Origin of the sequence: Paenibacillus sp. FSL R7-0345, from assembly GCF_038595055.1 — a bacterium.
Lineage (GTDB): Bacteria > Bacillota > Bacilli > Paenibacillales > Paenibacillaceae > Paenibacillus_AQ.
In genome coordinates, this window is the sequence record NZ_CP152002.1 from 3,232,513 (window position 1) to 3,255,918 (window position 23,406).

Genomic DNA, 23,406 nt, shown 5'->3' on the forward strand with positions numbered 1-23,406 from the left:
AGGAATGAATAATTCCAATAATACAAGAAATAAACGGGCATTAATTGCTCAAGAAACATTGGATATTATTGCTGCAGGCAGCTATATCAACAGGTCCGGACAGCAGGTAGAAATTGCCGAAGCAGTTAGTACGGCCGTCGCGGAATCGCAGCTCTATTCTCCTGAACAGCTCAAGGGGCTGAAAGCGCGTGTTATGGAGAAGTTAGGCAACAACCCGCTGTCCAAGGCAAACATTGCTGTAACTGGTGAGTCCACACTGGAAGCGGCGCAGCGGCTGGTGGAGCGGGAGGGGATTGACCGCACGGTATGCCTGAATTTTGCTTCTGCCAAAAATCCCGGCGGCGGCTTCCTCGGCGGCAGCCAGGCCCAGGAGGAAAGTCTGGCGCGTGCGTCCGCTCTCTATCCAAGCATTGTCCAAATGAATGAAATGTACGATTATAACCGCAGCCGCAAAACCTGCTTATATTCCCACTACATGATTCATTCTCCAGGCGTGCCAGTATTCCGGGACAGCCGGGATCTGCTGCTGGCGAAGCCATACACCGTATCCATGATTACTGCCCCGGCAGTTAATGCAGGTGTGGTCAGAGAACGGGCTCCGCAGGAAGTGCCGCTGATTGCCGGAGTCATGCTGGAGCGGATCCGCTACATTCTGGCCGTTGCGGCAGAACAGGGGCACCGGGCGGTTGTACTCGGGGCGTTTGGCTGCGGTGTATTTCGCAATGACCCTGCTGAGGTTGCCGGATATTTCGGGCAGGTGCTGCTGGAGGAAGGCTACCGGACGCTTTTTGATCATGTTGTATTTGCAATTCTTGACCGGTCGCCGGACCAGTCGGCTATTGGTGCTTTCCGGCGTAAGCTGCTATAGTTTATTTTGGGAACCAAATGCACAAGAGCAGATCTTGCGTTTTTTTGCATGAAAATGTAAATCTGTGTCTATTGGTTGTGATGTTATTCACAGAACCTTCGTCCGGAAAAGTAGAAAATAAAATGTGTATTTGTCTACTTGGAAAATTTGGAAAAGGGCAAGGTGAATTATGATCAACTGGAAGGAATCGTACGACATCGGTGTGGAAACAATCGATTGCCAGCACAGACAGCTCCTGCTGAAGCTGAATGAATTTTTTGAGGCATGCACCAATCAGAAGGGCAAAGAACAAATCGAAGAAACACTGAGATTCCTTAAAGAATACACACTGGAGCATTTTAGCAGCGAGGAGCAGCTGATGGTGGACATCGATTTCCCTGAGCTCGCCGAGCATCAGAAGACGCATGCAGAGTTTGTGCAGACCGTACTGGAGCTGGAGGAGACGGTGAAAACCAAAGGCGTGTCTGTACTTTCAACGATTAAGCTGAACCGTACGCTGACAGACTGGCTGCTGAATCACATCAGTAAATGCGATCAGCTGATCGGCGACTGCATTGCAGCCAAAGGTAAAGCAGTTTAACCACATAATGGGATAGGGGATGCCGCGGGGCATCTTCTTTTTTTGTGATCAGACGAGGTTTATCAGAGTCAGCGGGCAGAATTTATATTCCGGCAAATAATCTGTGCTATGATTTGAGGTAGAACGAATAGATAAGCTGCAAGCTAAAGGAGTGGGATGATGAGAAATCTGCGTATGCTGCTGTCTGGTGCCGTAATGCTGCTGGTATTGGGACTGGTTAATTTCTACATTGGCTATCATCTGTGGATTTTGCTGGAGGATATGCTTCCGGGTATCCTGGCAGGTGCGTACTGGACGGTGTTTATGCTTATAGCCTTTGCTTATATGATCGGTATGGTGCCTTGGCCAAAAGCAATAAAGCCTGCCGCCAGGCTATTCAAGGTAATCGGCTCTTATTATCTGGCCTGCATGGAGTTCGCTGTTATTATGCTGCCGCTGACCGATCTGCTCTACTGGGTGCTGGGTCTGACGGGTGTCGACCGTACCGCATTTACAGCCGAAGCCGGAATCACGCTGGTGGTGCTGCTGGCTGGGTTCCTGATCTGGGGCTCGCGTAATGCCTGGAGTACAGTCGTAAGGAGCCACCCGATCCGGATTGATAAATCCATCGGAATAAGTGCGCCGCTGACGGTCGCTGTGGCATCCGATCTGCATCTGGGTAACATTGTCGGCAACCGCCATCTGCGCCGGATGGTGGCAGAAATCAACCGGATGAAGCCGGATATCATCCTGCTGGCCGGGGATGTGCTGGACGACAGCATCGAGCCGTTTCTCCGCAACGGGATGAGCGGGCAGCTGAAACAGCTCAAGGCACGTCATGGCGTGTATGCGGTTTTGGGTAACCATGAGTACTACGGCGGTTCGATCTCCCAGTATACTGAAGTGATGGCGGGCATCGGCATCAAGGTGCTGCAGGATGAAGTGGTAGAAGCAGGAGGCGTGTATATTGCCGGACGAAAAGACAAGACGGCTGAGTCAATGCCGGGCGGCAGAATGAGTGTTCCGGTGCTGCTTGAGGGTCTTGATCATTCACGTCCGATATTGATGATGGACCATCAGCCGACCGGTTTTGATATTGCCGCCAAGGCCGGAGTGGATGTGCTGTTATCCGGTCACACCCACCGCGGACAGATTGCGCCGAACCATTGGATCACGAAACGCCTGTTTGAACTGGACTGGGGTTATCTGCTCAAAGAGAAGCTGCATGTGGTGGTATCCTCCGGCTACGGCACCTGGGGCCCTCCGATCCGGCTGGCCAGCCGCTCTGAGCTGATCAAGCTTGAGGTACTGCTGGAAGGCAGCAAGAGCTATCACGAAGAGCCGCTGTCTGCGAAGACGGCGCTGGTGTAGGCATAACTAAGCTTAATGTTATATAGACCCCCTGCAATCTTCCGGGAGAGCGGGGGGAATAACGTTCAGGGAGTGAGAGGACACTTTGAAATATATTGAATTTGGTCTCGGAAACCGCTGGTTAATCCGTACAGAGACGGAGCTGTCGGATGGTACTGAGTTTGAAGAGCGGGGAATTAAGGGGCCGCTAAAGCTTCATTCCCTATACATAAGATGCTGGGCGGGAAGAACGGTATTTATTTTTGATGTGAGGTCAGGTTTTAAAAGATCACGTAAAAACCGGAGGGCATTTAAACTCATCCTCGGCTTCAGCAGTTACGTAGAATAATTCTTTCTTTTGACAACGGAGGAAGTTGAAAGTATATTGAGATAGTTAAGGTATTAACTAAATGGAGCTGAATGTTTGTGAAGGATGAACTATACAAGCTGGTGCTGGAGCAGCCGTTTGCCACCGGGGCTTTTTTCACTTTGGTAGAAACGACGGCGAATGTAGTGGCTGTATCGGAAAAATACTGGCAGAATCAAGGATTAAACGGGGCGAGAATCCGGATACTGGTGGAAATTGCGAAGCAAGGCGGCAGTATGCTGCCCTCGGAGCTGGCTGAACAAATCGGCGTGACCAAAGCCAACATCACCCTGCTGCTCGTTCCTTTGGAGAAGGAAGGATATATCATCCGGAACGGGCATGCTGAAGACGGCCGCAAGACAGTCATTTCAATTACGGAGCAAGGAGAAACACTGCTGCTGGAGCATTTGCCGGACAACCGTCTAGCGGTTGCAGAGAGGATGAGCCGGCTTGATGAACAGGAGCTTTCACAATTGATAGTGCTGCTGGGCAAGCTAAACCGGTCCTAATCTGGCACCGACATCTGCTAAAGGGGGAACTATTATGACACTAATGATAACCGGGGCAACCGGCCAGCTCGGAAAATTGATTATTATGGAGCTGCTGCAAAAGGTACCGCCAGAACAGATCATTGCAGGCGTGCGCAATCCTGATAAAGCAGCTGAGCTGCAGCAGTCAGGCCTTGAAATTCGCCTCGTAGATTATGACATTCCGGAAACGCTTGAATCAGCCTTCAGGGGAATCTCGCGGCTGCTGTTAATCTCCAGCCCTCATCAGGATGATGCCGTGCGGCTTGTACAGCATAAGCGGGTAATTGATGCCGCCTGCAGGGCGGGTGTTGAGCATGTTTTTTATACCGGATTTGCTTTTTCACACCTGGGAAGCCCGGACAATGTCCATGCCCGCACTGAACAGGCGATTGTGGACAGCGGCCTGAGATACACTTTTTTACGCAATGCACTCTATATGGATTTTATAAATGTGCTTGGTTTACAGGAGGCAGTCAGCAGCGGGGTATTGGCCACTCCTCCAGGAGACTGGTGTTTCAACTCGGTTACGCGCCGGGATCTGGCTCTGGCAACAGCAGCGATTCTCACCAGTGGCCAGCACGACCGTTCTAGCTATGAATTAACGGCTCCGCAGACCTGGGATTTTACTGATCTGGCGGAGGCATTGTCCGGACTGGCCAGCATACCTGTTATCCACCGTGAAGCCCCCGGCATTCAGCATTGGATTTACAACTATTTGTCCAGCATAAACACTTCGTCTACTACAGGTGATCTGGAGAGGTGGATGGGAAGACCTGTAACCCCGCTGAAGGAGAGCATAGCAGATTTTATGAAAGCAGATTAAGAATGAACTAATGTGGAACCCGGCATCACGCCCGGTTGTCTTCCGCAAACATAGTTGCTACGATATAGGACAGCTATAAAGATTGAACTAAACATTCAATTAAGGGAAGAGTGGCGGAGGGGAATTTTGGAACTGGAGGAGCGGAGCGTCCGCCTTTGTCTGCGGATTTCAACCGCGAACAGCGGTACAAATCAAGAAATCTGCAGACAACAGCGGCTGGAAGTCCAAATATTCTCTGGAGTCACGGTCTATCCCAAATTAAAATAATCAATAGTTCAAATTACAGGAGTGATCCGAAAGTGAAAAGAATACTGGTTGCCGATGACGATGTGAATATCCGCACGCTGCTGCGGCATGTTTTGACGCGTGAGGGTTATGCCGTTGCAGAAGCGGAGAACGGGCGGGAAGCCGCGGGACTGATGAAGGAGAGCACAGTAGATCTGGCGGTTGTCGATGTGATGATGCCGCAGATGGACGGGCTGGAGCTGTGCCAGTACATACGCGAGACTTATGATATACCGGTGATTCTGTTGACGGCCCGCCAGCAGCTCAGTGATAAGGAGCAGGGGTATCTGCACGGGACGGATGATTATGTGACCAAGCCGTTTGAGCCGGAGGAGCTGCTGTTCCGGATTAAGGCGCTGTTCCGCCGGTACTCGGTCGCTTCCGATGATAAAATCCGTCTAAACTCGATCCTGATTGACCGTAAAAATTATGAGATCAGTGACGGAAAGGAGGTACTGCTGCTGCCGGTAAAAGAGTTCGAGCTCCTGTCACAGCTGGCGCAATATCCGGGAAGGTTATTTTCGCGCAGTGAGCTGATTGAGCTGGTGTGGGGAGCCGATTACGAGGGGGATGAGCGGACGGTGGATGTGCATATCAAGCGGCTGCGCCAGCGGTTCGCGGATTATCAGGATGATTTTCTGATCCGGACTGTGCGCGGTATCGGCTACAAAGTCGAAATGGTGAACGGATGAAGTCCCTGTATATAAGAATGTGCCTGTTGTTCTGTTCGATGATTGTCATGAGCAGTGTGCTTGGCTTCCTGGTATCCAATCTGTATTATCAGGCCCGAATCAAACCCCAAAACGACGCCAAGCTTACCAAAATGGCCATCGGCATGCAGCAGTTTATCCAGGACCATCCGGACAGTGCCGCGGAATATCTGCTGAGTACAGCTTCAGTCGGCTATAAGCTGTATTTGACGAACGGACAGGAAGATGAGCGTTTTTACGGCCTGCCTTTCCGGGAACAGGATCTGCCTGGCGAGAAGCTGGAGCTTGTGCTGGGCGGCGGCGTCTATCATGGCGTTGCGGAGTTTCCGGAGAGCGCTTTTATCACCGGATTTTTCGATAATCAGCTTACTAACACAATCGGCGTTCCGGTTCATTTGAACGGGCAGACCTATGCGCTGTTCATGCGCCCGGATGCGCAGGTGCAGTTCGGAGAGCTGCGGATGTTTTTTGCCATGCTGATCGGGTTCAGCATTCTGTTCAGCTTATGTTTCGTGGTTGTTGCTGTGCTGCATGTCGTTAAACCGATTACACGCCTTACCGCCGCTACCCAGCGGATCTCCAAAGGCCGGTATGATATCAGGCTGAATACAAGGCGGCGCGATGAGATCGGCCAGCTGGCCTCCCATTTTATGATCATGAGCCGGGAGCTGGAGCGGACCAACCGGGCCCGCCAGGAATTTGTTGCCAATGTCTCGCATGAGATCGAATCGCCGCTCACCTCCATTCAGGGCTTTACTCATGCTCTTAAGGAGGCTAAGCTGCCGGAAAACCAGCGGCTGGAGTATCTTTCAATTATTGATCAGGAAAGCCGCCGCCTGTCCGTGCTAAGTAAACAGCTGCTTACGCTTTCTGCACTGGACTACGACGAAAATGCGCTGCAGAAGCAGAAGGTCGATCTCCGGGCCCAGCTACGTCAGGTCATACAAATTATGGAATGGAAGCTGACTGAAAAAGAGCTGGCCGTACGGCTGCAGGCAGAGGAGATTACACTTACGGCCGATTCCAATCTGCTCTATCAGGTGTGGATGAACCTCGTATCCAATGCGGTAAAATATACGCCGGCTGGCGGGACCATTACCATTGCCGCTTCTGCGGTAAACGCGATCTGCACAGTTACGGTGACAGACACCGGGGAGGGGATTACTCCAGCTGAGCTGCCGATGATCTTTGACCGGTTTTATAAAATTGATAAGGCGCGCACCGCAGGCACCAGCAGCAGCGGACTCGGCCTGTCCATCGCCCAAAAAATTATCCTGGCGCACAACGGCACAATTGAGGCGGAGAGTACTGTAGGAGCAGGCACTACTTTTACAGTCACTCTGCCGCATCTGTAATGGTTTATTCATACTCCGTTCATTTTCGCCCTCTACACTGGTGTCATACAGAGATGAGGGAGTGGTAATATGTTTTTGGCTTTGAGGGAGATGAGGCACTCCAAGGCAAGATACAGTCTCATTATGGTAATTATGCTGCTGGTTTCGTTCCTGGTGCTGTTTGTAACCGGGCTGGCCCGCGGACTGGCATATGCCAATATTTCTGCAGTTGAAAATATGCCGGCGAACTACTTTGCGGTACAAGATGATGCTGAGCATGCCTTCAGGCGTTCACAGTTAAGTGAAACAGAGCTGGCTGCGGCACAGTCCGTTGTCGGTAAAGAGAATGCCGCTGCGCTGGCCGTTCAGACAAGCACCGTTACAGCTGAGGCTTCTGATGCTAAGGCGGATATCACTTTTTTTGCGGTGGATATGGACGGGATGCTGGCACCTGATGTGGCCGAGGGGGATTCACTAACCAATACTTCACAGGGCCGAGCTGTTATCGATTCAAAGCTTACGCAATCAGGAATTACGATCGGAAGCACCATTATCGACCAGGCATCAGGGATGAGCTTCAAGGTGGATGGTGTGGTTGAAGACAGCTCCTATAGCCACATGCCCGTTGTCTATATTACCAATGCGGACTGGCAGACAATGAAGGGTGCTGCTGTGCAGCCGGGTCCTGAATCACTATCTGCTCCTTTTAATGTTATAGCCTTGAAAGCATCTTCTACACAGGCGGATGACGTAGCCGGTAAGCTGGACCATGTTGAAACGATTACGCAAAAGCAGGCGATCAAGAGTATTCCAGGCTATGCTGCTGAACAGAATTCCCTGCAAATGATGATTGTCTTTCTGTTCGTAATCGCGGCATTTGTGCTGGCTGTATTCTTTTATGTGATTACCATCCAAAAGACCAGCCAATTCGGTATTCTGAAGGCGATGGGGACCAAAATGTCTTATCTTGCCTGGAGTGTCGTAGGCCAAGTGTTGATGCTGTCCGTAGCGAGCCTGGCCGTCAGTCTGCTGCTGACCTTTGGCATGAATATGGGCCTGCCGGATTCGATGCCGTTCCAGCTGGAGAGTTCAACCATTCTTTTGACAAGTATATTGTTTGTTGGCATGTCGCTGCTTGGTGCATTAATTTCAGTAGTGCGAGTGGCTAAAGTGGATGCTTTGGAAGCGATAGGGAGGGCTGGAGCATGAGTGCCATGTTAATGATGAAGCAAGTCACCCAAACCTACGGGGACGGCGGCCAGACAATGTCTGTACTTAACCAGCTTGATCTTACGGTCAATGAGGGTGAATTTGTAGCTGTTCTGGGTCCTTCCGGTTCCGGTAAAAGTACCTTTCTCTCTGCGGCAGGCGCCCTGCTGACTCCAACCAGCGGTGAGATCTATATTGATGGGGAATTCCTTAACAATAAAGATAAGAAAGAGCTGACAGAGCTGCGGCTGCAAAAAATCGGCTTTATGTTCCAGAGTGCACAGCTGCTGCCTTACCTGAAGGTGGAGGAACAGCTGATGTATGTCGCTAAGCTGGCAAAGCTGGAGACGAAGGAAGCCAGGGGGCGGGCTGCTTATCTGATGAAGCGGCTCGGTATCTGGGAACGCCGCAATCATTATCCCGAGAAGCTTTCGGGAGGCGAGAAGCAGCGCGTGGCGATTGCCAGAGCCTGGATGAACAAGCCGGCGATTCTGTTCGCGGACGAGCCGACGGCCAGCCTGGATTTCGAACGCGGACGGGAGGTCGTGCGGATGATCGCGGATGAGGTGCGGAGCGAAGGCAAAGCCGCAGTGATGGTCACCCACGACGAGCGGATGCTGGAATGGTGCGACCGGGTGCTGCACCTGGAGCACGGCGTTTTGGTGGAGCATAAGTAAATCTGATTGTAAGCCTGATTCCTTAGCTATCAAGGGATCAGGCTTTTGCTGCTGTAAGCAGCTTCTCCAGAAAGACACGGATCGCCATGACGGTCTGGTTTTCTTTGCGGCGGATGATCAGGAAATCTCTTTCGGGCAGCTTCTGCCGGGTCCTGAGTTCACTGATTTCTCCGCTGGCCAGCTCTTTGCTCACAATCCAGCGGGACATCAGGGAGATTCCCAGCCCGGCGGCAACGGCTTCTTTGCCCCCCTGGCTGCTGTTGATTACATATGAGCGTTTGACCGGGAGGTACCCTTCCTGCAGAAAGTGATCGCTGTAAGCCCGCGTACCTGAGCCGGGTTCCCGCAGTACCCAGACCTGGTTCTGTAACCTTTCGTTATCTACAATCAGCGCTCCGGCAAGCGGATGACCGGCTGCCGCGGTGATGATCATCTCATCCTTCATATAGGGAATAATGTCCAGCTCTGAGTCGCTGGTTTCCCCTTCAATGAAACCGATATCCAGCTGATTTGCTTTGACGGCTGCAATAATCTCCTCGGTATTTCCGATCGTAACCTGCAGATTGACCTGCGGGTACTGCCTCGCGAATTCAGCCAGCTTGCCCGGTAAAATGTACTCTCCAATCGTAAAGCTTGCCCCAAGGATAAGACTGCCCGTAACTTCATCCCGCAGCAGCCGGATTTCCTGCGCAGCCTCCTCGTAATGGGCGAGAATCTGTTTGGCATGTTTATAGAGGACGGCACCAGCCTCTGTAAGCCTTACCGACTTGGGAGAACGGTGCAGCAGCTTGCTGCCCAGCTCATTCTCCAGATTGCGGATATGCAGGCTTACTCCAGGCTGTGAGAGGTTCAGCAGCTCACCGGCCCTGGAGAAATGCTGCTGTTCCACAACGGTTACAAATACCCGCAGTGCATCAACAATCATGATCATCCCTCATTTTCTAAATGCCTATTTATTATCATAATAACATAGAGTCTTCAGTCAATCATAAGTATTACTAATGATTGAAATAGCAAACCTGTATTTCACTTTCCCGCAGCACGGCCGTATAGTTGGTGCATAGGAGCCGCATTGTGAGGCGGCGGTCAGGGAGTGAGAGCAGATGCATATTCAAAGCATTCAACAGATAAATAAACCGAAGCAGGAATTTAAACAGGAGCGGAAGATCACCGGATACCGGGGGTTCGCAGCAGGCCTGCTGCTTACACTCATGCTTGCGATTGCCGCGAAATACTTGGCTATGCTGCCTTTTCTGAACATGATGGGCCAGCTTGTTCTGGCTATTCTGCTCGGAGTCATCCTGCGCGCTGTAGCCGGAGTACCGGAAAGAACAGCAACAGGTATCCAATTCTCAGCCAAAAAGCTGCTCAGAGCCGGTATCATTCTGCTGGGTCTGAGGCTCAATTTACACGACATTATACAGGCTGGCCCCAAGGTGCTGGCTATCGCTGTCATTCATATTGTTGTTACACTTGTTGCCGTGTATATGCTGATCAGAGCAATGAAAATCGACCGGAAGCTCGGTATCCTGACCGCCTGCGGAACAGCCATTTGCGGAGCGGCTGCCGTAGCAGCTGTTGCCCCGCAGATAAAAGCGAATGATAACGAAATAGCAGTAAGTGCTGCGACGGTTGCTGTTCTGGGCACGATTTTTACATTGGCTTATGTTGCCGCTTATCCGCTGCTTGGGCTTAGCGAAGCAGGATATGGCATATTTGCCGGAGCAACCCTTCATGAAGTCGCGCATGTTATTGCTGCTTCTGCTCCTGTAGGGCAGCAGGCGGCTGATCTTGCGGTTATTGTCAAGCTGACCCGGGTAGCGCTGCTTGCACCGGTAGCACTGGGATTGGGCTTATGGGAAAACCGCAGACTGCGCAGCCAATCCGCAGCTGCAGACAATACGGAGAGCTCAAACAGCGGAATAAGCAATACACAGCGTAATTTCCCTGTGCCTTGGTTTATCGGCGGATTTCTGCTGATGAGCGGTGTGAACACAGTAGGTATTCTTCCAGAGAGACTTACTGCTGATCTGCTGGTGCTGGCTTATGTGCTGCTGGCCATGGCCATGGCAGGCCTCGGACTTGGCATAGACCTTAAAACCTTTGGCCGCTTAGGCCGCAAGCCCTTTGCAGCCGGTCTGGCCGGATCGCTGCTGCTCTCCCTGCTTGGATATGTGCTTATCCACGTAATGGGCTTGAAGTAACTATATGTACGAATGTACCTGTTATCTTGTACTGCTGCGGTAGGCTGACGGCGATACACCCGTTGTCTTTTTGAATACCTTGGAAAAATGGGCCAGGTCCATGCCGACCTGCTCGGCGATATCGCCGATGCTGAACTTAGTGCCTGACAGCTGGCGTTTGGCCTGCTCCATCCGTTTGTACTGCACATAATGCATCGGGGGCATCCCCATAAACTTCTTGAAGTAGGGTATAAAATAGTTCGGATGAAGATGCACCAGCCCGGCCAGCTCTTCCACCTCCATAGGCTCAGGAAGATGCTCCTCAATGTACCCCAGCACACTCGCGAGCTTGCCGTGATCCCCGGTATGTGCTACATCGTCCAGAAAGTTGGCATACCCGCCGCCCTCCAGACAGATCGCCAGCAGCTGAAGCAGACTCGCCTGCCTGCGCAATGTGGAGAGGAAGCTGTCATCCTGAAACAGATCAATCAGCTCATTAAAAATCGCCCGGACCGCGTCCGGATCAGCCACTTCGCAGATATAAAGCTTGCCCGCATTGTGAAATAAAGGCCATTCTCCGATCTGCGCATCAAAATGACAATAATAGCGGACATACGGATTTTGCGGATAAGTGACGGAGGTCTGGGTTGTACCCGCAGGCATAATCATTAAATGGCCGGCATGCGGATAATGTGTCTCCCCGTTAATGATCACCTTCCCTTCACCACTGTCTATAAAATATAGCCGGTTAAACGAGGGGGTCTCATTGCTGCGGTCCCACCCCGGATACTTGCTGCTTAACTGGGCGTGCGACACCCTCACTGTCAGGTTCTGCAGCAGCCTCCCGGTCAGATTGCCTGTCTGGGTGCCGTTTATCCTATCTATGGTTCTGTCCTTCATCTTTTCATTTTCCATCTTTTCATTCTTCAGCTTTCCGTTCATCATGCCGGAAGCGTTCATTTCTGCTTTTCCCTCCTTAATGGTTAAATTGTTTTGCAGGAAAAGATCATCCACTATAGGCGGAAGCAGCGGAAGAGAATTTTGGAACTGGAGGAGCGGTAGCGTCCGCCTTTAGGTTTGGATTTCTACCGCAATCTGCGGTCCAAAATCAGGAAATCCAAACCTAACAGCGGCCGGAAGTCCAAATATTCTCTGGAGCTGCGTTCTTCGCAGGTTAGTGTACAATTTTTGAAGGCTAGCGTTATTTCACCATTATACCGCTTTCATTTGTTCATTACATCTTAATAATATACAAAAATACCTTAATTCCGCTCATGTCATTCCGCCGGGATTAAGGTTATTCTCATTTCATAAACCCTTACAGGAGTGATAGATCAGATGAATAAGGTCCGTTATGGCATTATCGGGGTCGGCAATATGGGCCGGGCCCATGCGTTCAGTCTGTTGAATGAAGTGAAGGGGGCGGAGCTGACCGCTGTCTGCGATATCAGCCCGGAGCGGCTGGAGTGGGCAGCCGAGCAGCTGCCTGAGCATGTACTACGGTTCAGCACAGCGGAAGAGCTGTTTACATCGGGCAGCATTGATGCGGTCCTGATCTCAACGCCGCATTATGATCATCCGCCGCTGGCGATTGAAGCCTTGAAGCATAACTTGCATGTACTGATCGAAAAACCGGCAGGCGTATTTACCAAGGCCGTACAGGAAATGAACGATGCCGCGGCGCAGAGCGGCCGCAAGTTCGGCATCATGTACAACCAGCGGACGAATCCGCTCTACCGGAAGCTGAGGGAGCTGATTACTTCAGGTGAGCTTGGCCAGATCCGCCGGACGAACTGGATCATTACGAACTGGTACCGCTCGCAGAGCTATTATAACTCCGGGGGCTGGCGGGCAACCTGGGCCGGTGAAGGCGGCGGGGTATTGCTGAATCAGGACCCGCATCAGCTTGATCTGTGGCAGTGGACAACAGGCATGATGCCGAAGCGGGTACGGGCTTTTTGCCAGTTCGGCAAGTACCGCGACATTGAGGTGGAAGATGATGTAACGGCTTATGTGGAGTATGAGAACGGGGCGACCGGCCTGTTCATTACTACTACTGGTGAGGCTCCGGGCACGAACCGTTTTGAAATAACCGGAGATAACGGCAAAATCGTTGTCGAAGACGGCAAGCTGACCTTTTGGCGGCTGCGGACTCCGGAGCCTGAATTCAACCGCACCTATACCGGAGGCTTCGGCCAGCCGGAATGCTGGAAATGTGAAATCCCGGTGGAGAATGGTGACGGAGGCAGTCATCAGGGGATTATGCGCAACTTTACCAATGCCATTTTGAATGGCGAGCCGCTGATTGCTCCTGGGGAAGAAGGCATTCACGGGCTGACGTTATCGAACGCAATGTACCTGTCTGCCTGGACAGACAACTGGGTTGACCTGCCGATCGATGCAGACTTATTCCATGAACATCTGATGGAAAAGGTACGAAATTCAACTTTCCAGAAGGAAACTGGCGAAGGTAAAGCACTGAATGTATCGGGGACCCACTAAACCCAAGAGGAGCGATTTTACAGAATGAACCTTAATACGATTGCTGCACAAATGTATACGCTGCGGGAATTCACCAAAACGCCGGAGGGACTACGGGAAGCCTTCCGTAAAGTGAAGGAAATTGGTTATAAGGCTGTGCAGGTCTCGGGTATCGGACCGATAGATCCGCAGCTGGTCAAGGAATACGCAGATGAAAACGGGCTTGCCATCTGTGCAACTCATGTCCCGTGGAACCGGATGGTGAATGATCTGGAAACGCTTGCCGCTGAACATAAGCTGTGGAACTGCAAATACATCGGATTAGGCTCGCTGCCGGCAGAGTATCAGACCAGTCAGGAAGGCTACCGCAGCTTTGTCCGCCAGGCCACTGATATTGCCCGTACCCTGAAGGAGAAGCATGGCCTGCAGTTTATTTATCATAATCATGATTTTGAATTTGAACGCTTTGACGGTGTGACCGGAATGGATGTGCTGATTAATGAAAGTGATGCAGAGGTTCTTGGCTTCGAGCTGGATCTGTATTGGGTTCAGGCGGGCGGAGGCAGTCCGGTGAACTGGGTCCGCAAGGTGGAGGGAAGAATGCAGGTGGTTCACCTTAAAGATATGGCGATAGTGGAACGGAAGCCGACTTTTGCTGAAATTGGAGAAGGGAATATGAACTATCCGGATATTATTGAAGCCTGCCGTGAGACCGGTGTGGAATGGTATGTAGTGGAACAGGATGTCTGCCGGCGTGATCCGTTTGAGAGTCTGGCCATCAGCCTGAATTATCTCAAAAAGCTTGTATAACCGGGGGGAGAACAGAAGATGAACCGTAAAGACGGAATGATGTACGCACCCAAATATGAAGCACGTCCGGTAGTCCGGCCGGGGGAGTTCGTTTTTGCCGCCATCGCGCTGGATCACGGGCATATATACGGAATGTGCAACGGGCTGATCGAGGCAGGAGCGGAGCTTAAATGGGTATATGATCCCGATGAAGCCAAGGTAAAGGCCTTTACAAATGTCTATCCCGGAGTAAAAGTAGCAGGCAGTGCCGAGGAAATTCTCGGCGACCCCGAGGTTAAGCTTGTGGCTGCAGCTGCAGTTCCTTCTGAACGGGGCGGGCTGGGCCTCAAAGTGATGGATCACGGCAAGGATTATTTTACGGACAAGGCTCCGTTCACCTCGCTGGATCAGCTTGCCGCAGCAAAGGTACAGGTCCAGAAAACACGTCGCAAATACATGACCTATTTCAGCGAACGGCTGCATGTGGAAAGCGCAGTATATGCCGGGCAGCTGGTTAAGCAGGGGGCCATCGGCCGCGTAATTCAGGTAATGGGCACGGGGCCGCACCGCCTGAATGCGCCAAGCCGGCCGGACTGGTTCTTCGAGCGTGATAAATACGGCGGCATAATCTGCGATATCGGCAGTCATCAGATTGAACAGTTTCTGTTCTATGCCGGATGCAGAGACGCAAAAGTGCTGCACAGCAAGGTCGCCAACTATAACAATCCGCAGTATCCGGAGCTTGAGGATTTCGGGGATGTTACCCTGGTTGGGGATAACGGGGCTACGCAATATTTTCGGGTAGACTGGTTTACTCCGGAGGGACTCGGAACCTGGGGGGACGGCCGTACAGTCATTCTGGGGACAGAAGGGTATATCGAGCTTCGCAAGTACATTGATATCGGACGCTCCACCGAATCAGATCATGTCTATTGGGTAGACAATGAGGGAGAGCATTACGAGCATGTCGCCGGCAAAATTGGTTATCCTTTCTTCGGTGAGCTGATTCTCGACTGTCTGCAGCGGACCGAAAACGCCATGACCCAGGAGCATGTGTTCAAGGCAGCGGAGCTTTGTCTGATCGCCCAGGCCTCCGCCCTTAACCTTACACCGGATAGTTTAAAATAGCTCACTGATTGCGTACGCGCATAAAGAACGGATGGTGTTGACAATGACCGCACTTAGAGCAGCAATCATCGGCTGCGGGGCGATTGCACCGCTCCATGCCAATGCAATTGCTTCAATGGAAGGGGCAAGGCTGGTCGCGGCAGCGGATAGTGATGCCGGGCAGGCTGCAGCCTTTGGCACACTCTGCGGCTGCGAGACGGTGCCGGACTATCGCGAGCTTTTGACAAGGGAAGATGTTGATGTTGTTCATTTGTGTACACCCCATCATCTGCATGCCCGGATGGCAATTGACTTCCTGAATGCCGGCAAGCATGTGTTAACCGAAAAACCGCTGGCTGCAGATGTCCCGTCTGCCCGGCGGATCATTGATGCAGCCGACCGCAGCAAGGGTCAGCTGGGCGTAGTGTTCCAGAACCGGTATAATGAACCGTCGCAGAGAATCAGACAGATGATCGACAGCGGCCAGCTGGGCCAGCTGCTCTGCATGAAAGGTGCAGTTACCTGGCACCGCAGCGAACAGTATTATACGGGGAGCAACTGGCGGGGGAAGTGGGCTACAGAAGGCGGCGGCGTACTGATTAACCAGACCATTCATACACTGGATCTGCTGCAGTGGTTCGGCGGTGAAATCTCTGCGGTCAGCGGCGCAGTAAGCACCGACGTGCTGGATGGGGTTATCGAAGTCGAAGACAGCGCCCATGCCTGTATCACCTTTACCAATAAGGTTAGAGGCTTGTTCTATGGAACTAACGCTTACCCTGTCAACTCACCAGTGGAGCTGGAGCTGGTATTTGAGCAGGGCACCCTACTGCAGCGCCGGGATTGTCTTTATTTGTGGAAGGATGGCCGTGAACAGCTGCTGTGCGAACCTGGCACAGTTGCAAATGGCGGCAAGTCTTATTGGGGAAGCGGGCACCAGTGGCTGATTCATGATTTCTATGACCATCTCCGGGAAGGGCGTAAGTTCTGGCTGGACGGCCGGGAAGGGTTAAAAGCGCTTGAAATCATTGCCGGCATCTACCGTTCATCAGACCACCGGAGTACGCCCGTAACCCATAGCGGCAGTCACTTGAATTGACTTTACCGTTATTTGGCCTTATCTTCATTACATGTGCAGTTTGAACTGCTGATGAGAGAGATAGGGAGAGGGAATAACTTATGGAACAGGCAATGTTTGCAGGAGGCTGCTTCTGGTGTATGGTGACTCCGTTTGAGGAGCTGCCGGGAATTCACGGGATCGTGTCCGGATACGCCGGAGGAACAGTGGATAATCCGACCTATGAACAAGTAAAGACAGGAACTACCGGGCATTATGAGGTTGTACAAATCACCTTTGATCCGGAGCTGTTCCCGTATGAACGTCTGCTGGAGCTGTTCTGGCCGCAGATCGATCCGACCGATGACGGCGGACAGTTCCAGGACCGGGGAAGCCAGTACCGGACAGCGGTATTTTATTATAATGAGCATCAGCGGCAGGCGGCAGAAGCTTCCAAGGAACAGGTTGCACTAAGCGGCAGATTTGAGGGACCGGTCGTAACAGAAATACTGCCTGCCCCGGTATTTTACCGGGCTGAAGAATATCACCAGGATTATCACAAAAAAAATCCGAAGCATTACAAAGAGGACCGCGAGCAGTCCGGACGCGATACGTTTATTTCGAAGCACTGGTAATGGAGTGATACAGGGAAGCCTTATTTCTTCTGACTTATGGAGAAATAAGGCTTTTTGGATTTTTTGCAGCAAAGAGATGAGGGGACCTTGGAATAATAACGTTTCACCCCAAATTTTGGGTGTAAAAACCAAAATTCTGCTCCTACTAAACAGGCCTGTACGGGACTATAATCAGTGTTGAAAACGCAACCATAACTGGTGCGTGATTGATTGAAAACCATTAAATGGAGGAAATTGCGATGAGAAAAAAATGGTCAATGTTAACCCTCGCGCTAGTGCTCCTGCTCTCCTGCCTGCCGATGTTCGGTTCCAAAGCCGCAGCTGCCGACTACACCCAAGGGGCCAGCCTGTCAGGAACGACGGCAACGGTCTGGTTCAAGTCAACGGTCAGTACCTCATGGGTAGATGTGCACTACAAGGTCAACAACGGCACACAGCTAAATTTCCGGATGACGTACAACAGCAGCACAGCCCGCTATGAGCAGGCCGTAACCGGTGTGTCCGCAGGTACAGCGATCAGTTATTTTTTCACATACAACAATGGCATTCCGGCATATGATACAGGCTGGTTTACCTGGACGGCCTCAGGCACCACACCAACCACACCGCCTGCTTCTTCGAACTCCATATACTCCATTGCGGCATCCTCCATACCCACGGCTCCGAACGGTTCCATGTCACTCAAAGTAATGAACGGAACGGGCGGCGCTTATCCCGACAGCCAGATTTACTGGGGGGTCATCGGCATTAATCCGGCCAACGGCAAGTGGAGCTATCTCGATCTTGGCGGCAATCTGCTGCCCATTTCTAACGCGCTTAATGATGCTTCCGGGCACCTGACCAAAAACGGGGTTAACTATGCCAATATCTATCACACTGTCAGCCAGGCCTCCTGGGTCAATCTGCCAAAAATCACCTCCGGACGGATGTTCCTCAGTGTCGGCACACCGCTCTATATCAAAACTTATGACGACGGCTTCGCCGGGCCGGATATTAACAATCCTACTGATCCGAACCGCAATATCTACTTTGATTTCATAGAGTTTACCGTTGATGCTACTGGTTATCATGGCAATACTACCCGTGTGGATGCTTTTGGATTCCCGATCCAGCACCGGCTGGTGAACACAACCGGCTCCTTCGACCAGACTGTCGGTGAACTGGAATCGGAGACACGGGCAGGAATCTTCACGAAGTATCAGAATGAGGTTCCGGCGGCCTTTAAGCCGCTCGCTACCCTCCAGGCTCCATACCGGATTGTAGCGCCGATTTACGGGTCTTTTGCAGCCGGTGGTGCGAACGCCAATTATTTTGCCGGATATTCCAGCTACAGCACGCAGGATATTCTCCGCTGTGACGGTGCTCTCACCGATGCTGCTACCGCTGCTGCAATCAACCGCCATGTCTATACCACCAGCAACTGGAACAATGTAGCGAACTACTATAATGCGGCCCCGGCCAACTATTATGCGAAATTCTGGCATGATCACAGTATTAATGGCCTGGCTTACGGCTTCCCGTACGATGATGTCAACGGGCAGGCTGCATATCTGGAGGCCGGCAATCCTAAAGGCCTGATTATCCGCGTGGCCTGGTAAGGCTGCGACTCTCTTGATTCATTCTATCACCTTGATCTAATATAGTTACATACACAGACAACCAAGAGGTGGAAGAATGAAGTTTCATGAATTTAGTGCCGGCCAGACCTTTAGAACGAAATCTTTAAGCATCACACCTGAAAATGTAAAAAGCTTTGCCGCCGAATTTGATCCGCAGTATATGCATCTGGACGAAGAAAGAGCGAGTCAGGGCAGATTCGGCGGCATCATCGCATCGGGCATTCAGACCCTGGCTGTTTCCTTTAAGCTGTGGGTCGAAACCGGCAGCTATGGTGAGGACATAGTCGCCGGAACCGCGATGAATAATATCAGGTTTATCAAGCCCGTGTTCCCGGGGGATGAATTATATTGCATGGTAGAAGTAATAGATTTGGCGGAAAAGAAAAATGAAACAGGACTTGTGACGGTAAGGCTGTCAACGTTCAATCAGGCAGAGGTAAAGGTGTTTGAGGGCGAATTGACGGTGCTGGTGCAGAAGTAGCTGGATATCTAAAAGGATAAAACGGCAGTCCGGATCATTAGAATCCGGATCGCCGTTTTTTTGTGTCACATCATACTAATCTATTTGCAGCAGCCATATGATTTCACTGTCTATTACCTCTTCACTTTAAGCTTGGTGCATGCATATCAATTTTCAATAGATAAGAGCTTTAGTACAACATCCTCTGCGTCAGTGCGAAACACTCCTTGAACCAACCATTTCCAGACTGATATTTTTCATACCACATCACTCCTCTCGTAAATAAACCTCTTGTATAGCTAATTTGCTTTTTATCTGAAACATCCTTTTGAATTTATTTCATCTCCACATTCTTTCCACACAATTATAAGCTAAATTGACGATATGCCGGAGATCTCTGCCGCTTCCGGTGAAAATCTGCACACCGGTTATTAACGCATTTATAAAAGCTGGCAGCAGTTACGCTGCCGGCTTGTGCTTTTATTAAGGTATAATTAAAGAAAAGAGTAGTTCAGTACAACCACAAAGGGTGATTAGCTTGACGAAGCCTCAGGTGCTGATCGTTGATGATGAATGGAATATGCGGAACCTGCTGCGGATCTATTTGCGCAGGGAGGGCTTTGCTACAGAGGAGGCAGCCACAGGACATGAAGCGTTGTTGAAGCTCGCTCAACAGCCGTTCTGTTTAGTACTGCTGGATGTTATGATGCCGGATATGGACGGCTGGCAGGTCTGCAAGGCGGTCAGGGAGCACAGTGATGTGCCCATTATTATGCTTACGGCACGTTCAGAGACAAGGGATAAAGTGCTTGGCCTCGGAATCGGCGCAGATGATTATCTGTCCAAGCCGTTTGAGCCGGAGGAGCTGCTGGCCCGGATTCAATCCCTGCTGCGGCGTTCGGTGCTTACACGTCAAGCCCAACCGCAGAAGGAGATTTTTGCCTTTTCTGGGCTGAGAATTTATCCCGATGCCCGCGAGGTGGAGATTATGGGGGAGAAGGTTGTATTTACCCTGAAGGAATTTGATCTGCTGGCCGCACTTGCCCGCGGCGGGCAGCGCGTATACACCAGAGAGGAGCTTGTTGAGCAGCTGTGGGGAAATGAATACGGCGGCGAAACCCGGGTAGTGGATACGCATGTCAAGAATATCCGGGAGAAGCTGCAAAAGGCAGGGCTCCGATATAATCCGGTGCAGACGGTATGGGGGCTTGGCTATAAATTTCAGGCTCCGGAGCCTACAGAATGAGCGGCAACCGGATTGGCTTCAAGCTTGGCATGGCGATTATGTCTGTTTTTCTGGTAGTTCTTCTGTCACTCGGTGTGATCATCGACAAGATGTTCAGCAGCTTTTATTACCGGGAAATGCGGACAGAAGCCGAAGAGCTGGCATCCCATTTCACAGCCATGGCAGAATCCGGTGATACGACCAATGAGCAGATGATGAGGTCTTTTGCCGAGTTTACAGATGTTAGTATCTTTAATATTTCCCAAGACGGCGGTGTAAAGCTGCACTCAGGCGTACATGACTCTGCTGACCGTTCGTTTATTCATGCCGGAGAGCTTGACCGGATTTTTGCCGGCAGGGACCTTAGCTTTGTGTACACTGATCCCGGCGGCCACCGTTATTTTATTACAGCACAGCCGATTGAAGAAGGAAACCGCATTGTTTCGGCACTCTATGTCATGTCTTCTACGGAGAGTATGGAGCAGTCCCTGGCGGATGTACGTGATATTTTGCTGCTCTCGGGTGTCATTGCTTTTGCGCTGGCGCTGCTGATTACGCTGATTATTGCAAGGATATTGTCACGGCCTCTGGTCCAAATGCAGAAGGCTACCCGCAAAATAGCGGCGGGGGAGCTGGAGACGAGGCTGATGATCAGCAGTAATGATGAAATCGGGACTTTGGCTGGAGCAATCAATGATCTGGCTGTAGATCTGCAGCGGTTCAGAGATACCCGTCAGGAGTTTCTTGCCAACATATCACATGAATTGCGCACACCGGTCACCTATCTGCAGGGCTATGCCAAGGTCCTGAAAGAAGGGCTGTACGAGACTGAGGAGGAGCAAAAGCTGTATTTGGATATCATTGATCAGGAGGCACACCGGATCCAGCACCTGGTAGATGATTTGTTCGAGCTGGCCAAAATGGAAGAGGGTCAGATTCCGCTTCATATCGAGCTCGTGGATTTTGCCGGGATAACTGGACAAGCGGTTCGTAAGCTGGAGCTTACAGCCAGAGATAAAGGAATCAGGCTCCTTTTTAACATAAGCGGAGAGGCAGTTCCTATACCCGGAGATGCGAAGCGGCTGGAACAGATTGTAATGAATCTGCTTGAAAATGCTGTGCGTTACACTGATGAGGGAGAAGTCCGGGTCCTGCTGCAGTATACTGAGGCTCAAGTATGGTTCACTGTGGAGGATACAGGGATTGGCATTCCTGAAGAGGAGCTGCCTTTTATATTTGAGCGGTTCTACCGGGTTGAGAAGTCACGCTCCCGGCAGTACGGTGGAACCGGACTCGGTTTGTCCATTGTGCACAAGCTGGCGGGGCTGCTGGGAGGGGCTGTTAAAATAACCAGCAAGCCGGGAGAAGGTACGAGGTGCGAGGTTGTATTCAGTAGCACGAAAGAGGCAGATAACGGCGCAGCTTTTTAGGCGTAATACACATGTTGTGATCAGCCTTTCCATATGCAGTATAAAGAAGCAGAGTGCCCGTTACACGGACGCTCTGCTTCTTTAGCGTTATTAGTGATTCATCCCGGCCATCCCGCCCATAATTTCCGGATTAATCATTCCGAAGATCATCGCAATATGCGCAACCACCAGGAAGCCGCTGACCAGCAGGAAATGCAGCTTCAGCTTCTCCTCTTCCGGACGTTTGCGGGCGATCAGGCCGAGATCGAGCAGCGCCAGCGGCAGCAGGAACAGTACTCCGCTCAGATAAAAGCCTACAGCAACAACGTCGACCCAGGTATGCCATTCACCGTTCACCGTTAGCGGTATAAACGCCGTGGGGAACAAATACAGAAAGATACCGGTAAAATAGAGGCCGGCGAGAATACTGCATACCCGGTTGAAGGCTCTCAGCGGTCCGTTAAGTTTTTTGGTGAAGAGAATAAAGAACTCGGTGACTGTAATCGTCTCTGCAAAAATAACGGGAATCGCCATAAAAAGTATCAAATTCCATGGCTGATTGTCCGCCAGCAGTGACATGTAGTGTGTCATTGTCATGTTACATCCTCCAATAGCAAAATAACTTACTCTGAAATATTAATAGATAAGTGTGTGGAAAGTATGTGGAAACAGGGGTATGATGGAACAAGTTGCGCATGTATGCGCCTGTGTATAAATATGCAATTATGAGGGGAGCAGAGAGAGATGAATGGAGAGCTGAAAAGTATTTTATTTGACCTGGACGGTACGCTGACTGATCCGAAAGAGGGGATTACCCGGTGTGTGGAATATGCCCTGAACAAGTTCGGGATAACAGTGGGGCATCTTGACCTGCTGCTGCCGTATATCGGACCGCCGCTGTACGATTCTTTTGTGCAAATTCAGGGAATGACGGAAGAGCAGGCGGCTCAGGCAGTGGTATATTACCGTGAACGTTACAGCACAGTGGGGATGTTCGAGAATGCTGTAATTCCGGGGATTCCCGAGCTGCTGGAGGGGCTGCAAGCCAAGGGATACACCTTGTATGTGGCTACGTCCAAACCTACTGTTTTCGCAGAACAGATTCTCAAGCATTACGGGCTGGAAGGGTATTTCCGGCATGTTGCCGGCAGCAATCTGGATGGTACCCGCTCCAGGAAGGCTGAAGTCATCCAGTACGTACTGGAGCAGAATGGAATTGTGCCTGAAGAAGCTGTGATGATTGGCGACCGGGAGCATGATATTATCGGGGCAAAAGTGTGCGGCGTAGCCTCGATCGGCGTACTGGTCGGCTATGGTTCGGAAGCAGAATTGTCCGCCAGCGGCGCGGATTTTATTGCAGATACTGTAGAGGAAATTGGAGAGATTATTACAAAGATCAGTGTGCCGGCTGCCGGTTAAACGTACTGGGCATTTGAATTATTTTTTAGAATGGCTATTGACTTTTAAGATTGTCATTGAGTAATATGTAACCATCAACACCAAGCAACATCATAACCAAGGCATTGACCAAAGACATGATATCCTCCAAGGACTGACCAGAGAGAGAAGTGAGTGGTGAGAGCTTCTTACAGAGACCGGCCGGATGTTACCCCTTTGCAGCCGTGGCACTGAACCCTCCCTGCTGTCAGGGCGGCTGTAAATGCCACCGACTTATCCCCGATACCGGATACCATGAGGATTATGCGACTTAGCTTCCGCCTGACAGCAG

Annotated in this window: 24 protein-coding genes; 21 read left to right on the plus strand and 3 right to left on the minus strand. The window is 51.2% G+C overall.

Annotated features, from left to right (window positions below):
• Positions 1-4: 4 nt before the first annotated feature.
• The 10 genes from NST84_RS13770 to NST84_RS13815 all read left to right on the plus strand — a co-directional run bounded on the left by NST84_RS13770 (position 5) and on the right by NST84_RS13815 (position 8,712).
• The gene (locus tag NST84_RS13770) at positions 5-868 is read left to right on the plus strand and encodes a TIGR02452 family protein (protein ID WP_342566107.1); all 864 of its coding nucleotides are present in this window, start codon (positions 5-7) and stop codon (positions 866-868) included.
• A 169-nt stretch (positions 869-1,037) separates the two neighbouring features.
• Positions 1,038-1,448 carry a hemerythrin family protein gene (locus NST84_RS13775; RefSeq protein ID WP_342566108.1) on the plus strand — a complete coding sequence of 137 codons (411 nt, stop codon included), beginning with the start codon at positions 1,038-1,040 and terminating at the stop codon, positions 1,446-1,448.
• A 159-nt stretch (positions 1,449-1,607) separates the two neighbouring features.
• Complete coding sequence (locus tag NST84_RS13780; RefSeq protein WP_342566109.1) at positions 1,608-2,798, plus strand: metallophosphoesterase; 1,191 nt, start codon at positions 1,608-1,610, stop codon at positions 2,796-2,798.
• A gap of 85 nt (positions 2,799-2,883) precedes the next feature.
• Entirely contained in the window at positions 2,884-3,126 is a 243-nt protein-coding gene (locus NST84_RS13785; protein ID WP_342566110.1) for a DUF3977 family protein, read from the plus strand.
• A 71-nt stretch (positions 3,127-3,197) separates the two neighbouring features.
• The gene (locus NST84_RS13790) at positions 3,198-3,653 is read left to right on the plus strand and encodes a MarR family transcriptional regulator (protein WP_342566111.1); all 456 of its coding nucleotides are present in this window, start codon (positions 3,198-3,200) and stop codon (positions 3,651-3,653) included.
• Between the two features lie 34 nt (positions 3,654-3,687).
• Entirely contained in the window at positions 3,688-4,497 is an 810-nt protein-coding gene (locus NST84_RS13795; protein ID WP_342566112.1) for an SDR family oxidoreductase, read from the plus strand.
• Positions 4,498-4,796: 299 nt separating this feature from the next.
• Positions 4,797-5,474, plus strand: a complete 678-nt coding sequence (locus NST84_RS13800; protein ID WP_342566113.1) for a response regulator transcription factor — start codon at positions 4,797-4,799, stop codon at positions 5,472-5,474.
• 47 nt (positions 5,475-5,521) lie between these two features.
• Positions 5,522-6,847: a HAMP domain-containing sensor histidine kinase gene (locus NST84_RS13805; RefSeq protein ID WP_342566114.1), complete on the plus strand. Its 1,326-nt coding sequence runs from the start codon at positions 5,522-5,524 to the stop codon at positions 6,845-6,847.
• A 123-nt stretch (positions 6,848-6,970) separates the two neighbouring features.
• Positions 6,971-8,035 (plus strand): ABC transporter permease, encoded by a 1,065-nt coding sequence (locus NST84_RS13810; protein WP_342566115.1) that lies wholly within the window; start codon positions 6,971-6,973, stop codon positions 8,033-8,035.
• Positions 8,032-8,712, plus strand: a complete 681-nt coding sequence (locus tag NST84_RS13815) for an ABC transporter ATP-binding protein (RefSeq protein ID WP_342566116.1) — start codon at positions 8,032-8,034, stop codon at positions 8,710-8,712. The genes NST84_RS13810 and NST84_RS13815 overlap by 4 nt, the downstream gene beginning before the upstream one ends.
• A 37-nt stretch (positions 8,713-8,749) precedes the next feature.
• Here the strand turns inward: NST84_RS13815 and NST84_RS13820 are convergent, their stop codons facing one another.
• Positions 8,750-9,637, minus strand: a complete 888-nt coding sequence (locus NST84_RS13820) for a LysR family transcriptional regulator (RefSeq protein WP_342566117.1) — start codon at positions 9,635-9,637, stop codon at positions 8,750-8,752.
• Between the two features lie 178 nt (positions 9,638-9,815).
• On the opposite strand from NST84_RS13820, the gene NST84_RS13825 reads away from it, so the two are divergent.
• Positions 9,816-10,916: a YeiH family protein gene (locus NST84_RS13825; RefSeq protein ID WP_342566118.1), complete on the plus strand. Its 1,101-nt coding sequence runs from the start codon at positions 9,816-9,818 to the stop codon at positions 10,914-10,916.
• Between the two features lie 21 nt (positions 10,917-10,937).
• On the opposite strand, the gene NST84_RS13830 is transcribed toward NST84_RS13825, so the two are convergent.
• Entirely contained in the window at positions 10,938-11,855 is a 918-nt protein-coding gene (locus NST84_RS13830) for an AraC family transcriptional regulator (protein WP_342566119.1), read from the minus strand.
• 378 nt (positions 11,856-12,233) lie between these two features.
• Here NST84_RS13830 and NST84_RS13835 point away from each other — a divergent pair, with 378 nt between their 5' ends.
• The 9 genes from NST84_RS13835 to NST84_RS13875 all read left to right on the plus strand — a co-directional run bounded on the left by NST84_RS13835 (position 12,234) and on the right by NST84_RS13875 (position 21,698).
• Positions 12,234-13,397 (plus strand): Gfo/Idh/MocA family oxidoreductase, encoded by a 1,164-nt coding sequence (locus tag NST84_RS13835; RefSeq protein WP_342566120.1) that lies wholly within the window; start codon positions 12,234-12,236, stop codon positions 13,395-13,397.
• Positions 13,398-13,421: 24 nt separating this feature from the next.
• Positions 13,422-14,186: a sugar phosphate isomerase/epimerase gene (locus NST84_RS13840; RefSeq protein WP_342566121.1), complete on the plus strand. Its 765-nt coding sequence runs from the start codon at positions 13,422-13,424 to the stop codon at positions 14,184-14,186.
• 18 nt (positions 14,187-14,204) lie between these two features.
• A complete protein-coding gene (locus tag NST84_RS13845; protein ID WP_342566122.1) occupies positions 14,205-15,293 on the plus strand; it encodes a Gfo/Idh/MocA family oxidoreductase in 1,089 nt (362 codons plus the stop codon).
• A 43-nt stretch (positions 15,294-15,336) separates the two neighbouring features.
• On the plus strand, positions 15,337-16,371 hold the full coding sequence (locus NST84_RS13850; RefSeq protein ID WP_342566123.1) for a Gfo/Idh/MocA family oxidoreductase: 1,035 nt from the start codon (positions 15,337-15,339) through the stop codon (positions 16,369-16,371).
• An 80-nt stretch (positions 16,372-16,451) separates the two neighbouring features.
• On the plus strand, positions 16,452-16,964 hold the full coding sequence (gene msrA / locus NST84_RS13855) for a peptide-methionine (S)-S-oxide reductase MsrA (protein ID WP_342566124.1): 513 nt from the start codon (positions 16,452-16,454) through the stop codon (positions 16,962-16,964).
• 239 nt (positions 16,965-17,203) lie between these two features.
• A complete protein-coding gene (locus tag NST84_RS13860) occupies positions 17,204-18,562 on the plus strand; it encodes a glycoside hydrolase family 64 protein (RefSeq protein WP_342566125.1) in 1,359 nt (452 codons plus the stop codon).
• 76 nt (positions 18,563-18,638) lie between these two features.
• Positions 18,639-19,064 (plus strand): MaoC family dehydratase, encoded by a 426-nt coding sequence (locus NST84_RS13865; RefSeq protein WP_342566126.1) that lies wholly within the window; start codon positions 18,639-18,641, stop codon positions 19,062-19,064.
• A 517-nt stretch (positions 19,065-19,581) separates the two neighbouring features.
• Complete coding sequence (locus tag NST84_RS13870; protein ID WP_342566127.1) at positions 19,582-20,289, plus strand: response regulator transcription factor; 708 nt, start codon at positions 19,582-19,584, stop codon at positions 20,287-20,289.
• Entirely contained in the window at positions 20,286-21,698 is a 1,413-nt protein-coding gene (locus NST84_RS13875) for a HAMP domain-containing sensor histidine kinase (RefSeq protein WP_342566128.1), read from the plus strand. Before NST84_RS13870 ends, NST84_RS13875 begins: the two co-directional genes overlap by 4 nt.
• Before the next feature lie 90 nt (positions 21,699-21,788).
• Here the strand turns inward: NST84_RS13875 and NST84_RS13880 are convergent, their stop codons facing one another.
• On the minus strand, positions 21,789-22,274 hold the full coding sequence (locus NST84_RS13880; RefSeq protein WP_342566129.1) for a DUF6803 family protein: 486 nt from the start codon (positions 22,272-22,274) through the stop codon (positions 21,789-21,791).
• Between the two features lie 147 nt (positions 22,275-22,421).
• Here NST84_RS13880 and NST84_RS13885 point away from each other — a divergent pair, with 147 nt between their 5' ends.
• Positions 22,422-23,096: an HAD family hydrolase gene (locus tag NST84_RS13885; RefSeq protein ID WP_342566130.1), complete on the plus strand. Its 675-nt coding sequence runs from the start codon at positions 22,422-22,424 to the stop codon at positions 23,094-23,096.
• Positions 23,097-23,406: the final 310 nt, after the last annotated feature.